General features: G+C 70.3%; 11 protein-coding genes and 1 pseudogene. 6 read left to right on the top strand and 6 right to left on the bottom strand.

Translation table 11 applies throughout. The features are described from left to right. The first annotated feature begins 268 nt into the window (after nucleotides 1–268). Entirely contained in the window at nucleotides 269–2,725 is a 2,457-nt protein-coding gene (locus ACIQU3_RS31290; protein WP_366714307.1) for a DNA topoisomerase IV subunit A, read from the top strand. Here ACIQU3_RS31290 and ACIQU3_RS31285 read toward each other — a convergent pair. Further along, nucleotides 2,722–3,819, bottom strand: coding sequence for a CobW family GTP-binding protein (locus tag ACIQU3_RS31285; protein ID WP_403928976.1), 1,098 nt, complete (start codon nucleotides 3,817–3,819; stop codon nucleotides 2,722–2,724). The two genes, ACIQU3_RS31290 and ACIQU3_RS31285, sit on opposite strands and share 4 nt — an antisense overlap. Before the next feature lie 206 nt (nucleotides 3,820–4,025). Next, entirely contained in the window at nucleotides 4,026–5,186 is a 1,161-nt protein-coding gene (locus ACIQU3_RS31280) for a citrate synthase (RefSeq protein ID WP_403928973.1), read from the bottom strand. Between the two features lie 110 nt (nucleotides 5,187–5,296). Between ACIQU3_RS31280 and ACIQU3_RS31275 the strand changes: the two genes are divergently transcribed. The 4 genes from ACIQU3_RS31275 to ACIQU3_RS31260 all read left to right on the top strand — a co-directional run bounded on the left by ACIQU3_RS31275 (nucleotide 5,297) and on the right by ACIQU3_RS31260 (nucleotide 10,106). Continuing rightward, on the top strand, nucleotides 5,297–6,556 hold the full coding sequence (locus tag ACIQU3_RS31275) for a citrate synthase (protein ID WP_403928970.1): 1,260 nt from the start codon (nucleotides 5,297–5,299) through the stop codon (nucleotides 6,554–6,556). Nucleotides 6,557–6,609: 53 nt separating this feature from the next. Then, complete coding sequence (locus ACIQU3_RS31270; protein ID WP_403928968.1) at nucleotides 6,610–7,554, top strand: sucrase ferredoxin; 945 nt, start codon at nucleotides 6,610–6,612, stop codon at nucleotides 7,552–7,554. 198 nt (nucleotides 7,555–7,752) lie between these two features. Further along, complete coding sequence (locus tag ACIQU3_RS31265; RefSeq protein ID WP_403738943.1) at nucleotides 7,753–9,426, top strand: ATP-binding protein; 1,674 nt, start codon at nucleotides 7,753–7,755, stop codon at nucleotides 9,424–9,426. Beyond that, nucleotides 9,426–10,106 (top strand): response regulator, encoded by a 681-nt coding sequence (locus ACIQU3_RS31260; protein WP_403928965.1) that lies wholly within the window; start codon nucleotides 9,426–9,428, stop codon nucleotides 10,104–10,106. The genes ACIQU3_RS31265 and ACIQU3_RS31260 overlap by 1 nt, the downstream gene beginning before the upstream one ends. A gap of 52 nt (nucleotides 10,107–10,158) precedes the next feature. Here ACIQU3_RS31260 and ACIQU3_RS31255 read toward each other — a convergent pair whose 3' ends face one another. The 4 genes and pseudogenes from ACIQU3_RS31255 to ACIQU3_RS31240 form a co-directional block, all read right to left on the bottom strand. Further along, the gene (locus ACIQU3_RS31255) at nucleotides 10,159–11,751 is read right to left on the bottom strand and encodes a cation acetate symporter (protein WP_403738937.1); all 1,593 of its coding nucleotides are present in this window, start codon (nucleotides 11,749–11,751) and stop codon (nucleotides 10,159–10,161) included. Beyond that, the gene (locus ACIQU3_RS31250) at nucleotides 11,748–12,308 is read right to left on the bottom strand and encodes a DUF485 domain-containing protein (protein WP_403738934.1); all 561 of its coding nucleotides are present in this window, start codon (nucleotides 12,306–12,308) and stop codon (nucleotides 11,748–11,750) included. The genes ACIQU3_RS31255 and ACIQU3_RS31250 overlap by 4 nt, the downstream gene beginning before the upstream one ends. Before the next feature lie 68 nt (nucleotides 12,309–12,376). Continuing rightward, nucleotides 12,377–12,484, bottom strand: a pseudogene (locus ACIQU3_RS31245) (DNA-binding response regulator); the annotation flags it as partial. Nucleotides 12,485–12,835: 351 nt separating this feature from the next. Further along, nucleotides 12,836–14,959 (bottom strand): type IIA DNA topoisomerase subunit B, encoded by a 2,124-nt coding sequence (locus ACIQU3_RS31240; protein WP_403738930.1) that lies wholly within the window; start codon nucleotides 14,957–14,959, stop codon nucleotides 12,836–12,838. A 441-nt stretch (nucleotides 14,960–15,400) separates the two neighbouring features. Here ACIQU3_RS31240 and ACIQU3_RS31235 point away from each other — a divergent pair, with 441 nt between their 5' ends. After that, nucleotides 15,401–15,631 carry a hypothetical protein gene (locus ACIQU3_RS31235; protein ID WP_403738927.1) on the top strand — a complete coding sequence of 77 codons (231 nt, stop codon included), beginning with the start codon at nucleotides 15,401–15,403 and terminating at the stop codon, nucleotides 15,629–15,631. Nucleotides 15,632–15,749: the final 118 nt, after the last annotated feature.

Here is a 15,749-nt window from a genome sequence, read left to right as displayed (position 1 = left end):
CGGAGCCCTGGTGAAGTTCCCGGCGGCGACCTTTTCCCCGCAGCACGGGATGTGCCCCGGACCGGGTCGCGGTCCCGGTTGTCAGTGCGGCGGTCCACAATGGTCGGCGTCAGTTCTCGTTCACGCTTCAGCATGAGCGAGCCGAAGGGCGCGCCGGTGATGAGAGGGCGAGCGCGCGGAGGCCCGAAGGGTTGAGCACGATCGGCCTCGCATCACCGGCATCAGTGCCCATAGGCGAGCGACCAGGAAACAGAAGGAGCCGGCAGCGATGGCCCGCCGCAGCACGAAGACCCCGCCGCCCGACGACTCGTACGAGGAGCGGATCCTCGACATCGACGTCGTCGACGAGATGCAGGGCTCCTTCCTCGAGTACGCGTACTCGGTCATCTACTCCCGCGCCCTGCCGGACGCCCGCGACGGCCTCAAGCCGGTGCACCGCCGCATCGTCTACCAGATGAGCGAGATGGGCCTGCGCCCCGAGCGGGGGTACGTCAAGTGCGCCCGCGTGGTCGGCGAGGTGATGGGCAAGCTGCACCCGCACGGCGACGCGTCGATCTACGACGCCCTCGTGCGCATGGCCCAGCCCTTCTCGATGCGGGTCCCGCTGGTCGACGGCCACGGCAACTTCGGCTCGCTGGGCAACGACGACCCGCCGGCCGCCATGCGGTACACCGAGTGCCGGATGGCCGAGGCGACCAGCCTGATGACGGAGTCCATCGACGAGGACACGGTCGACTTCAACCCCAACTACGACGGCCAGGAGCAGGAGCCGGTGGCCCTGCCCGCCGCCTTCCCGAACCTCTTGGTCAACGGCGCCTCGGGCATCGCGGTCGGCATGGCCACGAACATGGCGCCGCACAACCTGCGCGAGGTCATCGCCGCCGCCCGCCACCTCATCAGGCATCCCAACGCCGATCTCGACGCCCTGATGAAGCACGTCCCGGGCCCCGACCTGCCGACGGGCGGCCGCATCGTCGGCCTGTCCGGCATCCGGGACGCCTACGAGTCAGGCCGCGGCAGTTTCAAGATCCGGGCGACGGTGTCGGTCGAGCCCGTGACGGCCCGCCGCAAGGGCCTCGTCGTCACGGAGCTGCCGTTCACGGTCGGCCCCGAGAAGGTCGTCGCCAAGATCAAGGACCTGGTCGGCTCGAAGAAGCTCCAGGGCATCGCCGACGTCAAGGACCTCACCGACCGCGAGCACGGCCTGCGTCTGGTGATCGAGATCAAGAACGGCTTCGTGCCGGAGGCGGTCCTGGAGCAGCTCTACAAGCTGACGCCGATGGAGGAGTCCTTCGGCATCAACAACGTCGCGCTGGTCGACGGCCAGCCGCTCACGCTGGGCTTGAAGGAACTCCTGGAGGTCTATCTCGACCACCGCTTCAACGTCGTACGGCGGCGCTCGGAGTTCCGCCGCGGCAAGAAGCGCGACCGGCTCCACCTGGTCGAGGGCTTGCTGACGGCCCTGCTCGACATCGACGAGGTCATCCGGCTGATCCGCTCCAGTGAGAACTCCGCGCAGGCCAAGCAGCGCCTGATGGAGCAGTTCTCGCTGAGCGAGGTGCAGACGCAGTACATCCTGGACACGCCGCTGCGCCGTCTCACCAAGTACGACCGCATCGAGCTGGAGGCCGAGAAGGACCGGCTCACCGCGGAGATCGAGGAGCTGACCCGGATCCTCGACTCGGACGCGGAGCTGCGCAAGCTGGTCTCCTCCGAACTGGCCACGGTCGCCAAGAAGTTCGGCACCGACCGGCGTACGGTCCTGCTGGAGTCGGGCGGTGCCCCGGTGGCGGCCGTGCCGCTGCAGGTGGCCGACGACCCGTGCCGGGTGCTGTTGTCCTCCACCGGTCTGCTGGCCCGTACGGCGAACGGCGAGCCGTTCGCGGAGGACGCCGGTGCCAAGCGCGTGAAGCATGACGTGATCGTCTCGGCGGTGCCCGCCACGGCCCGCGGCGAGGTGGGCGCGGTCACCTCCGCGGGCAGACTGCTGCGGCTGAACGTGATCGACCTGCCCCAGCTTCCGGAGTCGCTGCCGTCACCGAACCTCGCGGGCGGGGCCCCGCTGGCGGAGTTCGTCTCCCTGGAGGACGACGAGACGGTGGTCTGTCTGACCACACTCGACGAAGCGTCGCCCGGCCTGGCGCTGGGCACGGCTCAGGGCGTCGTCAAGCGCGTGGTGCCGGACTATCCGGCCCACAAGGAAGAGCTCGAGGTGATCACCCTCAAGGAGGGCGACCGGATCGTCGGCGCGGTCGAGCTGCGCACCGGCGAGGAGGATCTGGTCTTCATCACCGACGACGCACAACTGCTGCGCTTCCAGGCGGCCCAGGTCCGCCCGCAGGGCCGTCCGGCCGGCGGTGTGGCGGGCGTCAAGCTCGCCGAGGGCGCGAAGGTCATCTCGTTCACGGCGGTGGACCCGGCCGTGGACGCCGTCGTCTTCACCGTCGCGGGCTCCCGGGGCACGCTGGACGATTCGGTCCAGACGACGGCCAAGCTGACCCCGTTCGACCAGTACCCGCGCAAGGGCCGCGCCACCGGCGGAGTCCGCTGCCAGCGGTTCCTGAAGGGCGAGGACTGCCTGTCCCTGGCCTGGGCGGGCCCTGCCCCGGCCCTGGCGGCGCAGAAGAACGGCACCCCGGCCGAGCTCCCGGAGATCGACCCGCGCCGCGACGGCTCGGGGGTGTCCCTGGCGAAGACGGTGGCGGTCGTGGCCGGGCCGGTCTAGGCCGGGTCGCTCCACGCCGGGTCGGCGCCGTCCTCCTCGGGATGGCGCACGTACCGCAGGACGCCCCACATGCCGTGCTCGTCGGCGTGCGGGGCGTCGTTCTTGCACACCTGAAGTTCCTTGCCGAGAGCGGCGGCGTCGATGCCGGAGCCGATGAGGACGAGCTGGGTGAGGCGCTCGTCGCCGGCCGGCCAGGGCTCGGGGTAGAAGCGCAGGAAGCGCCCGACGGCGTGGACGGCGTAGCGGTTGCGGAGGTCGTACGGCCCGAAGTCGACGTAGCCCTTGATCCGGTACAGCCCCTCCGGCCGGCTGTCGAGGAACGTCATCAGCCGGCGCGGGTCGAGGGGCTCGGGCGAGACGAACGACAGGCTGTCGTAGGCGGTGTGCAGATGCCCGGTGTGGTCCGCGCCCGTGTGGTCCTCGCTCCCCTCGGGGCCGTGTTCGTGCAGGTCGTCGAAGGACAGTTGCCCGATGCGCTCCTCGCTCGGCCGGCAGTCGAAGAGGAACTCGGGGTCGATCCGGCCGTAAATGGCCGGGACCACGGCGGCCCGGTCGACGAGGGACCGGACCAGCCCGAGGACGCGCTCGCCGTCCACCGCCCGGTCGAGCTTGTTGACCACGACGAGGTCGGCCAGCGCGAGGTGCCGGTCGATCTCGGGGTGCCGGCCCCGGGTGTCCTCGAACTCGGCGGCGTCGACGACCTCGACGAGCCCGCCGTAGATAACCCCCGGGTGCTCGCTGGCCAGCAGCATCCGCACGAGTTCCTGCGGTTCGGCGAGACCACTGGCCTCGATCACGATGACGTCGATGCCGAGGGAGGGTTCCGCGAGCCGCTCCAGGTACTGGTCCAGTTCGCTCGCGTCGACGGCGCAGCACAGACAGCCGTTGCCGAGGGAGACCGTCGAGTCGCCGAGTGCTCCCGCCACGGCCATGGCGTCGATCTCGATCGCCCCGAAGTCGTTGACGATGGCCCCGATACGGCTGCCGCCACTGCGGTGCAGGAGGTGATTGAGCAGGGTGGTCTTCCCCGAGCCGAGGAATCCCGTCAGGACGACGACCGGGATCTGCTGCGGGTGCGGGCTCGGCTGGCTCACCGTGCGACCTTTCTCGCGCCGTCGCGTGCACCGGCTCGCGTTCCCGGCACACGTGGGGGATGGGGATGCCGCCCCAGAATACGAGCCGTGAGATCCATGCCGAGGTGAACCACTGTGCTCGCCCGCCTCCCCGTCTTCGGGGGCGTCTTGGGGCCGGCCCTCCGCGGCACTCGGGGCGACGCCCCCGCAACCCGGCTGAGGACACCTCAGGCGGGCACGGGCGCCGGCGCCTCCGGCCCCACGTACCGTGCCGCGGGCCTGATGATCTTCGTGTCCTCAGCCTGCTCCAGGATGTTGGCGCTCCATCCCACCGCCCGCCCGGCGGCGAAGGTCGGAGTGAACATCTCGCGGGGCAGACCGCAGAGTTCCATGACCACGCCCGCGTAGTACTCGACGTTGGTGTGCAGTTCCCGGCCGGGCTTCAGCTCCGCCAGGACGGCCTCGATCCGACGCTCGACCTCGACGGCGAAGTCCACCCTCGGTCCGCCGAACCCCTGGGCGACCTCGCGCAGCATCCGTGACCGCGGGTCCTCCGTGCGGTAGACCGCGTGCCCGAACCCCATGATGCGCTCACCGGCGAGCACCCGCTGACGCACCCAGGGCTCGATACGGTCCGGTGTGCCGATGGCGTCCAGGGTGTCCAGCGCCCGGCTGGGCGCGCCCCCGTGCAGCGGACCTGACAGCGCCGCCACCGCCCCGGCCAGGCACGCCGCCACATCCGCGCCCGTCGAGGCGATGACCCGGGCCGTGAAGGTTGACGCATTGAATCCGTGATCAATGGTTGAGATCAGGTATTGCTCGATCGCCCGTGCGTGCGGCTCGGCGGGCACCGAACCCGTCAGCATGTACAGGTAGTTCGCCGCGTAGGACAGGTCCTCACGCGGCTCCAGCGGTTCCAGGCCCCGGCCCAGCCGGTGCAGCGCCGTGAGCAGTGTGGGTACGGCCGCGGACGCCTCGATCGTGTCCTGGCGGCGCCGGTCGGCGTCGATGTCGTACACGGGGCGGAACCCCTTCGCCGCGCCCAGCAGCGACAGGGCCGTACGCATCCCGGCCAGCGGTCCGGAACGTCCGCAGGCCGCCGCGACGGCGGGCAGTGCCGCTCGCACCTCGTCGGGCAGCCCGCGCAGCGCGGCGGTCTCGGCGGCGAAGGCCGCGCTGCGCGCGGCGTCCGGCAGCTCACCGTGCACGAGGAGATGCCAGACGTCCTCGAAGCCGCGGGTCCGCGCGAGATCGACGGCCGAGTACTGCCGGTAGTGGTAGAAGCCCTCCAGTCCGCGGACGTCGCCGATGCGGGTGTCGGTGACGACGACTCCGGCGAGACCCCGAGGTGCTTCGAGAAGGATGGCGGCTGACTTGTTGTCGGGCATGAGTTCCTCCCTGGACTTGATTTGACTGTCCATGATTGACTTTGAGCTTGTCAATATTGATTGAATCAATAGATGAGTCAATGGTTCGCTGGACGGATACGGTGGCCCCCATGCGCGATCAAGAACCCGCCCCCCTCGGCGCGGAACGACGGCTGAGTACCAAGGAGGCCGCCGAGCTGCTCGGTGTGAAGCCGGAGACCGTGTACGCGTACGTCAGCCGCGGCCAGCTCAGCAGCCGGCGGGTGAGCGGCGGACGCGGCAGCACCTTCGACGCCACGGAGGTCGAGGCCCTCGCCCGGCGCAACAGGCGGGACGGCGCAGGTGGTTCCGGTCCGGGCGGCGAGCTGTCCGTACGCACCCGCATCACACTCATCGAGAGCGACCGCTACTTCTTCCGCGGTGTCGACGCGGTCGACCTGGCCACACGGCACACCTACGAGGAGGTCGCCGAGTGGCTGTGGACGGGGCACATGCGCCCGGGCAGCACGTTCACCGCGCCCGCGGCCTCCGTCGCCGTCGCCCGCCGCGCCGTCGACGCACTGCCCGAACACGCCGCCCCCACGGACCTGCTGCGGGTGGCCACGATCGCCGCCGCGACCGCCGACCCCCTGCGTTTCGACCTGTCCGAGGACGCCGTGCTCGGCACCGCGCGCGCCCTCATCCCCACACTCGTCGACGCACTGCCTCCTGCCGGGCGTCACCGCCTCGACGAGGGCCCCCTGGCCCACCGGCTGTGGAGCAGGCTGTCGATGCGCAAGGACCCCGACGAGGCTTCCCTGCGCGCCCTGGACGCCGCGCTGGCCCTCCTGGTCGACCACGACCTGGCCGCCTCCACTCTGGCGGTGCGGGTCGCCGCGTCGGCCCGCGCCCATCCCTACGCGGCGGTCTCCGCGGGGCTGGGGGTGATCGAGGGCCCGCTCCACGGCGCGGCCAGCGGGCTCGCCCACCGGCTGCTGCAGGACGTCCTGGAACAGGGCGACCCGGCCCCCGTGATCGCGGACGAACTGCGCGCCGGACGCCGTATCCCCGGCCTCGGACACCGGCTGTACTCCGGGGAGGACCCACGCGCGCGTGCCCTGTTCGCCCTCCTGGAACGGATCCCCCGCGCGGAACCGGCTCTCCTCGCCGCCCGCGACATCGTGGAGACCACCGCCCGCCACACCCCCCTGCACGCCAATGTGGACCTGGCGCTCGCGGTACTCACCGCCTCGTGCGGCATGGCACCGACCGCAGGCGAGACGATCTTCGCCGTGGCCCGCACGGCGGGCTGGATCGCCCACGCCCTGGAGGAGTACGGCGAACGGCCGCTGCGAATGCGGCCGAGCGGTCTTTACGCAGGTCCGAAGCCTCCTCAGCCACTGCCGGAGTAGAGCGCGCCGGGGCCGGAGGCCGCCACGACCCAAGTCAGGTTAGGCTCACCTCTGTGAGTACGTGCTCAAGCGTCTCCCGGAACTTCGACGAGCCCGTTTCGGGAACCGCGGCCATCGCCACGACCTGGCTGTTGCTGGAACAGCCAGGTCCATGGGGTGCCAAGGCGCTCACCTCGAGCCACCTGGACCCCGCCCTGGGGCGTGCCATGGAGTCGGCCGCCAAGGACACGGGCGTGCGGATCGCGCTCATCCGCCGCCCCGGGCGCCACGCGGACCGCCGCATGCCTTCCACGCGCCGGGTCTACGTGGGGCACGTGGTCCCGGGGAACGTGTGGCTGCACAGCGCCTCGACCTCGGACCCCGGGCAGTTGCTCGGCCTCGACTTCGCCGCGCTCGGCCGGGGCGACCACCGCACGTTCGACGCGCTGCTCGGCGGCCGGCCCCACGAGGGCGGCCCGCTGGCCCTCGTGTGCACCAACGGCAAGCGTGACCGCTGCTGCGCCCTCCTCGGCCGTCCCCTCGCGGCCGAACTGGCGACGTCCGGGGTCGAGGGCGTCTGGGAGGTCACCCATCTGGGTGGTCACCGCTTCTCCCCCACGGCGCTCGTGCTGCCGTACGGATACGCGTACGGGCGGGCCGAGGCCCACTCCCTCAAGGAAGTCCTGCACGGCGCCCAGGAGGGGCGCATCGTCGTGGAGGGGTGCCGGGGCAGCTCGGCCTGGGACCGGCCCGGCCAGGCTGCCGAACTCGCCGTGCGCACCAGGATCGGCGAATTCACCGCGGAGGCGCTGAGCGTCGTCCGAACGGCCGGCGCCGCCCCGCGCTGGGAGGTGACCCTCGCCCACATCGACGGACGCCGCTGGCAGGTCGACGTGGCACAGAGCGCGGGTCTGCCGCCCCGCCCGGAGAGCTGCGGGGCGTCCGTGCTCGGTTCGCCCGCTCGGATGGACGTGGTGGCGGTGCGCGAGCTGCGACTCGCGACGGCACTGGCCGGCTGACATCCGGGCTTCCGCTACGAGGCGCAGGGTTACCGCTGCGGGCTGCTGGTATGGACGCCGTGATCAAGTATTGACGCCCCCGTCAAGCATGGATGCTGCCCCTTGAGGACCTTGACGCACCCGCTTGCCCACATTGATCTGGAGATCCACGCCACACCCGTCTAGGGCAGGTAGCCGTCCGCACGTACGGTCGTGGGTATGAGCCGCACTCCCCCCGCACGCCGCCTGCGCTTCGGCCTGCCCCGGAGGGTCTTCTCACAGGTGCTGCTGATGCAGGTGGTGATCGCCGCGGGAGTCGCGGTGCTGGCCACCGGGCTGTTCCTCGCGCCCCTGAGCAACCAGCTGGACGACCAGGCCATGCGCCGCGCGCTCGCGATCGCGCAGACGACCGCGCAACTGCCCGACCTCGCGGAGGACCTGCGGGACACCCCTCCCGCGCCGAACGGCCCGGTCCAGCGGGAAGCCGAGCGAATCCGCAAGGCCACCCGGGCCGAGTACATCGTGGTGATGGACTGGCGGGGCGTGCGCTGGTCGCACACCGACCCCGAGCAGATCGGCGGCACCGTCTCCACCGACCCCGGCCGGGCCTTGGCCGGCAAGGAGGTCATGGAGATCGACAGCGGCACCCTCGGCCGCTCCGCCCGGGGCAAGGTGCCACTGCGCGACAGCGACGGCAGCGTCATCGGCGCGGTCTCGGTCGGCATCGCCTACGACAGCGTCCGGGCGCGGCTGATCCACGCCATACCGGGGCTCCTGGCGTACGCCGGCGGAGCCCTGGCCGTGGGCGCGCTCGCCGCGTGGGTCATCTCACGGCGGGTCCAGCGGCAGACCAGGGACCTGGCGTTCTCGGACATCGCGGCGCTCCTGTCCGAACGTGAGGCGATGCTGCACGGCATCCGGGAGGGCGTCGTCGCTCTGGACCGCACCGGCCGCATCCGCCTTGTGAACGACGAGGCACAGCGCCTGCTGGGCATCGGGGAGGCGGTGCTGGGCCGCTCCCCCGACGAAGCGCTCGGCACGGGCCGTACGGCCGATGTGCTGGCCGGACGGGTCACCGGCACGGATCTGCTCACGGTGCGCGGCCAGCGGGTGCTGGTCGCCAACCGCATGCCCACCGACGACGGCGGTGCCGTGGCCACCCTGCGCGACCGCACCGAGCTGGAGCAGTTGGGCCGCGAGCTGGACTCCACCCGCGGCCTGATCGACGCCCTGCGCGCCCAGGACCACGAGCACGCCAACCGCATGCACACGCTTCTGGGGCTGCTGGAACTCGAGATGTACGACGATGCCGTCGAGTTCGTCGGCGAGGTGGTCGGTGATCACCGGGCCACCGCGGAACAGGTCACCGAACGGATCGAGGACCCGTTGCTCGCCGCCCTGCTGGTCGGCAAGGCGACCGTCGCGGCCGAGCGGGGCGTCACCCTGTGGGTGTCGGACCGGACCCGGCTGCCCGACCGGCTCGTCGACCCGCAGGGTCTCGTCACGGTCGTGGGCAACCTGGTGGACAACGCCCTCGACGCCGTCGCCGGAGAGCCGCACGCGCGCGTGGAGGTCGAACTGCGCGCCGAGGGGCGCACGGTGATCCTCGGGGTGCGGGACACGGGGCCGGGGATCCCGCCGGAGCACCGGGAGTTGATCTTCACCACGGGATGGTCTACGAAGAAGCCCCCGGCTCACCGCGAGCGGGGTCTCGGGCTCTCCCTGGTACGCAGGCTGGCCGAACGGCAGGGTGGCAGCGCCACGGTCGGCGAAGCACACGGCGGAGGCGCGGAGTTCACCGTCGTCCTGCCCGAGGCCCTATCCGAGCCCGGCCCGGAACCGGCCGTCCTGACCGTGCCGGCAGCTCCGCAGACCGCCGAGAAGGAGTCGTGATGATCGAGGTCCTGGTCGTGGACGACGACGTGAGAGTCGCACGGGTCAACGCCGCCTACGTGGAGAAGGTGCCGGGGTTCCACGTCGCCGGTGAGGCCCACAGCGCGGCGGACGCGCTGCATCGGCTGGAGACGCTGCCGCGGCTGGACCTGGTGCTCCTGGACCACTACCTGCCGGACGCCACCGGGCTCGAGGTCGTCCAGGAGATGCGACGGCGCGGCGACCAGACCGACGTGATCATGGTGACGGCTGCCCGGGACGTCTCCACCGTGCAGGCGGCGATGCGGCACGGCGCTCTGCAGTACCTGGTCAAGCCGTTCGCCTTCGCCGGCCTGCGCGGCAAACTGGAGGCCTACGCGGAACTGCGCCGCACCCTGGACGGCGGCGGGGAGGCGGAACAGGCCGAGGTGGACCGCATCTTCGGCGCGCTGTCGGCACCGTCGGAGCCGGACCTGCCCAAGGGCCACTCCCCCACCACCGCGGAGCTGGTCCGCCAGTCCTTGATGCACGCGGAGAGGCCCCTGTCCGCCCTGGAGATCGCCGAGCGGACCGGGGTGAGCCGTCAGACCGCCCAGCGCTATCTGAAGCTCCTGGAGCGCACAGGACGGGCCAGGCTCACCCTCAAGTACGGCGACGCGGGCCGCCCGGAACACCGTTACGTGTGGGCGACCCGCGGTTAGGACGCCGGCCCAGAAGTCCTGGTGGCCGGTGTCCTCACCGAGCGCGCTGCCCCTACGCCGCTCCCGCGCCCGTCAGCGACCGCACCTCGGTCTCCGCGTGCTTGGCCTCGTCCGGGGCCTCCGCCGAGGTGACCGTCCCCAGCCAGCCCGAGAGGAAGCCGAGGGGGATCGAGACCAGGCCCGGGTTCTGCAACGGGAAGTACTGGAAGTCCAGGGCCGGGAAGAGCGACTCGGGGCTACCGGAGACCACCGGGGACAACACGACGAGCACCACGGCCGGGACGAGGCCGCCGTAGACGGCCCACACTGCGCCCCGTGTGGTGAAGCCGCGCCAGAACAGGGAGTACAGCAGCACCGGCAGGTTAGCCGACGCGGCGACGGCGAAGGCCAGGCCCACCAGGAACGCCACATTGAGGTCCCGCGCCAGCAGACCGAGCCCGATCGCCACCACACCGACGCCGACGGCCGCGACGCGGGCCACCGCCACCTCGCTGCGCGGCTTCGCTCCGCGGCGCCGCAGGGAGGCGTGCAGGTCGTGGGCCACTGATGCCGAGGACGCGAGTGTGATGCCGGCGACCACGGCGAGGATCGTCGCGAAGGCGATCGCGGCGACGATCGCGAAGAGAACCGTCCCCCCCGTGGACCCCGCACCACCGCCCAGATCCAGCGCCAGCAGCGGAATCGCCGTGTTTCCGGCCGCGTTCGACCCGCGTACCGCGTCCGGCCCCACGATGGCGGCCGCACCGAACCCGAGCACGATCGTCATGAGGTAGAAACCACCGATGAGTCCGACGGCCCAGACGACCGAGCGGCGGGCGGCGCGCGCGGTGGGCACGGTGTAGAAGCGGGACAGGATGTGCGGCAGCCCCGCCGTACCCAGCACCAGGGCCAGGCCCAGGCTGACGAAGTCGAAGCGGGCGGTCCAGTCCCCGCCGTACTTCAGTCCCGGTGTCAGGAACGCCTCCCCGTGCCCGCTGCGCTCGGCCGCCGTGCTGAGCAGCCGGTCCACGTCGCCGTGGAACCGCATCAGGACGAGCACCGTCAGCGCGACGGTGCCCCCCAGCAGCAGGACGGCCTTGACGATCTGGATCCATGTGGTCGCCCGCATCCCGCCCAGTGACACGTAGATCACCATGAGCGCGCCCACGCCGATGACCGTCCAGGACCGAGCCGCGTCGCTCGTACCGCCGAGCAGCAGCGCCACCAGGCTGCCCGCGCCGACCATCTGCGCCACCAGGTACAGAACCGAGACCGTGACCGAGGACGTTCCCACCGCGATCCGGACCGGCCGCTCCCTCATCCGTGCCGCCACCACGTCGGCGAGGGTGAACCGGCCGCAGTTGCGGACCAGTTCGGCGACCAGGAACAGCACCACGAGCCATGCCACGAGGAACCCCACGGCATACAGCAGCCCGTCGTAGCCGAACAGCGCGATGAGTCCGGTGACTCCCAGGAAGGACGCGGCCGACATGTAGTCACCCGCGATGGCAAAACCATTCTCCATGGGTGAGAAGAGCCGCCCTCCGGCGTAGAACTCCTCAGCCGAACCGCGTCTGTTGTGGCTGCCCCAGGTGGTGATCCCCAGCGTGACCGCGACGAATGCGCTGAAGAGCAGCAACGCCAGTGTCTGGTGTTCCCCCGTCACGGCCTGTCACCGCTCACACCACGCGCCAGTTCCTGTGTGTCCCACCGCAGTTCGAGCGCCGCCCGGTCCCTGCGCAGCCGCGCGTGCCGTGCGTAGGCCCAGGTGAGCAGGAACGTCGACAGGAACTGCCCCAGCCCCGCCACCATCGCCACGTTCACCGCTCCCGCGACGGGTCGCGCCATCAACTCCGGCGCGGTCGTGGCAGCGACGACGTAGCCCACGTACCAGGCGAAGAAGGCCACGAACGCCGGCACCACGAACCTCCGGTAGCGCCGTCGCACCTCCTGAAAGGCCGCACTGCGCTGCACTTCCAGATACACATCGGCCGCCGCGGGCCCCGCTCGGTCCTCCCCGCGCGCAGGCGGAACCAGCGCATGGGCGTGCGCCCCGTCATCGGCCGACTCGCCCCAACCGGAGGCGAGAGCGTCGTACCAGGGATCGTCGTACCTGAAATGTTCGGCCTCCTCGGCCAGGACCGGGACCGGGCCGTCGAGGATGTCGGCCGGACTCTCCTGGTCCGTTCCGCCGCCGCGGGGACGGCCCTTGCTCTGCTGCATACCCAAGGATGGACAGAACGGGAAGATCCCCGACTCTTCTTCCCCTCCCACTTCACCCCATCAGGTGACTAAACCGCTGGTGGCCGCGTGAGTCCCTTGCCGTAGGCGTAACGCACCGCCAGCGCAAGGTCCTTGAGTCCGGTCTTGGTGAAGAGGTTGTTGATGTGGGTCTTCACGGCAGGACGAGGCTGTCCCGTGCGGGGAGAGGGGATGTCGGCAGCGAGTGCCGCCGATGCCTACGGCGCTACCGATCCACCCAGACCACGGGATCGGAGCCTGGGTGGATCATGGGGTGATTCCCGGCGCGGTGTCTCTCCACCCGGGGGGGGAGAGACACTGTTCGCAGCCATACCTGCGGAGAGCGTGCACCCAGGACCTGGACGCCCTTCTCCCGGCGCCCGCGCCGACGTGGCGGAGCCGCGGCGCCACAGGCCCGTGATCGGCTGTCAGGCATGCCGGATCGCCGCGGGGAGCGACCGGCCATCGTGCCGACCGGCGGCGCCACACGGCCGGGGACAGACGAAGCGCTACGCGTCGATCCGCGAGCGGTCGAGCGTCGCCGCCGAGTTGGAGATGAACTCCTTGCGCGGCGCCACGTCGTTGCCCATCAACAGGTCGAAGACCTGCTCGGCGGACTCCAGATCGGAGAGGTTGATCCGGCGCAGTGTGCGGTGGCGCGGGTCCATCGTCGTCTCGGCCAGCTGGTCGGCATCCATCTCACCGAGGCCCTTGTAACGCTGGATCGAGTCCTTGTAGCGGATGCCCTTGCTCTGGAACTCCATGAGCTTGTCGCGCAGTTCGCGGTCGGAGTACGTGTAGACGTACTTGTCCTGGCCTTTCTTCGGCTGGACGATCTCGATGCGGTGCAGCGGCGGCACCGCCGCGAAGACCCGGCCGGCCTCGACCATGGGCCGCATGTAGCGGTGGAACAGCGTCAGCAGCAGGGTACGGATGTGCGAGCCGTCGACATCGGCGTCGGTCATCATGATGATCTTGCCGTAGCGGGCGGTGTCGATGTCGAAGGTCCGGCCCGAGCCGGCTCCTATGACCTGGATGATCGCGCCGCACTCGGCGTTCTTCAGCATGTCCGTCACGGACGACTTCTGGACGTTGAGGATCTTGCCACGGATCGGCAGCAGCGCCTGGAACTCGGAGTTCCGGGCGAGCTTCGCCGTGCCGAGTGCGGAGTCTCCCTCGACGATGAACAGCTCGCTGCGGTCCACGTCGTCGCTGCGGCAGTCGGCCAGCTTGGCCGGCAGCGAGGAGGACTCCAGGGCCGTCTTGCGACGCTGCGCGTCCTTGTGCTGCCGGGCGGCGATGCGCGTGCGAGCGGCGGCGACGGCCTTCTCCATCACGACACGGGCCTGCTGTGCGGCGTCCCGCTTGGTGGACGTGAGGAACGCCTTGAGTTCCTTGGTGACCACGTTGTTCACGATGCGGCGGGCCGCCGAGGTGCCGAGGACCTCCTTGGTCTGACCCTCGAACTGCGGCTCGGCGAGGCGCACGGTGACGACCGCGGTCAGGCCCTCCAAGGCGTCGTCCTTGACGATGTCGTCCTCGGCCACGCGCAGCAGCTTCTTGGTGCGCAGTACCTCGTTCATCGTCTTGGCGACGGCCTGCTCGAAGCCGGCGACGTGGGTGCCGCCCTTGGGGGTGGCGATGATGTTCACGAACGAGCGGAGGGTCGTGTCGTAGCCCGTCCCCCATCGCAGCGCGATGTCCACGCCGAGTTCGCGGGTGACCTCGGTGGGCGTCATCTGGCCGTGGTCGTCGAGGACGGGGACGGTCTCCTTGAAGGTGCCCTGCCCGGAGAAGCGGAGCACGTCGCAGACCGGCTTGTCGTTCGCCAGGTACTCGCAGAACTCGCTGATGCCGCCGTCGAAGCGGAAGGACTCCTCGCCCTTGCTGCCGCCCTCGCCGAGCCCGTACTCGTCGCGCACGACGATGGTGAGGCCGGGCACCAGGAAGGCCGTCTGGCGGGCGCGCTGGTGCAGCGTTTCCAGGTTGAGCTTGGCGTCCTTGAGGAAGATCTGGCGGTCGGCCCAGTACCGCACGCGCGTGCCGGTACGGGTCTTCGGGATCTTCTTGGCTTTACGCAGGCCGCCCTTGGCCTCGAACTTGGCGTCCGGGCCGTTCCCCGCGAAGGCGCCGGGAACACCGCGCCGGAAGCTGATCGCGTGGGTGTGCCCGGCACGGTCCACTTCGACGTCCAGCCGCGCGGACAGGGCGTTCACCACGGAGGCGCCGACGCCGTGCAGACCGCCGGAGGCGGCGTAGGAGCCGCCACCGAACTTGCCGCCGGCGTGCAGCTTGGTCATGACGACCTCGACACCGGAGAGGCCGGTCTTGGGCTCGACGTCGATCGGGATGCCCCGGCCGTTGTCCCGGACCTCGACCGATCCGTCGTCCTGGAGGATCACCTCGATGTGGTCGCAGTACCCGCCCAGGGCCTCGTCGACGGAGTTGTCGATGATCTCCCAGACGCAGTGCATCAGACCACGGCTGTCGGTCGACCCGATGTACATGCCCGGGCGCTTGCGTACGGCCTCGAGCCCCTCGAGGACGAGCAGGTGCCGCGCGGTGTAGTTGGATCCGTCCCGGTCTGCTCCTGCCAGCAGAGCTGTGGACGGCACGGACGTCTCGGCGGTCACGCGGTTCGCTCCTCGCTGAATTTCGGATGGCGCCCTTGTGGGTAAGGGCGCGGCTTCAGTCACCGGTGAGAGGGTACCGAGGCCTGGTAGAGCCGTTGTAACGCCACCCTCGTCGAAAACTCACACTAGTCCACACTCGTATGAGTGTTCGATCCCTCGATGGAGTGAAGTACACATCACGTTCCCTTCGAGGCATGAACCATTTAGGCTCCGGGCACGTCCTCATGAACAACCGGCAACCCAGCCGGGAGGACCGACCACCGATACAACGCGAAGCCCCGTAAGACACATAGACACGCAATACGGCACATTCGCCGCCAACCGGCAGCAGACAGCCGCCTCGCAAGATTCTTTCGAGGAAAAGCCACGAGCGGGAACGTTTTGGGGCTGGTTGGATGTTGACCCTGGTACGACAGCTCGTCGAGCTAGAGAAGAGGCGACGTGACTACTGTTCTGACCCCCGCGAGCCCGCTGACGGCCGCTGATCGCTGCGACCGCTGCGGCGCCCAGGCGTACCTGCGCGTCGTCCTGCTCAGCGGCGGAGAGCTGCTCTTCTGCGCCCACCACGGGCGCAAGTTCGAGCCGGAACTCAAGAAGATCGCCGCTGAGATACAGGACGAGACGGAGCGGCTCACGTCCGTTCCCGCGAACGCCGTCGAAGAAGAGCGCTGACACCTCGCGTCCGACGACGAGCCAGCCCGGCACAGGCCGGTGGACGGGCGGTTGCTTCTGATCACCAGAGGCAACCGCCCGTCCGCGTTCGCCGGCCCGGCGCAGGCTCCGTCCGGAC

The sequence above is a fragment of the Streptomyces sp. NPDC101110 genome (assembly GCF_044759525.1).
Taxonomy (GTDB): domain Bacteria; phylum Actinomycetota; class Actinomycetes; order Streptomycetales; family Streptomycetaceae; genus Streptomyces.
Note: the sequence above shows the minus strand (reverse complement) of the source record. Positions and strands in the feature narration are given on the sequence as shown.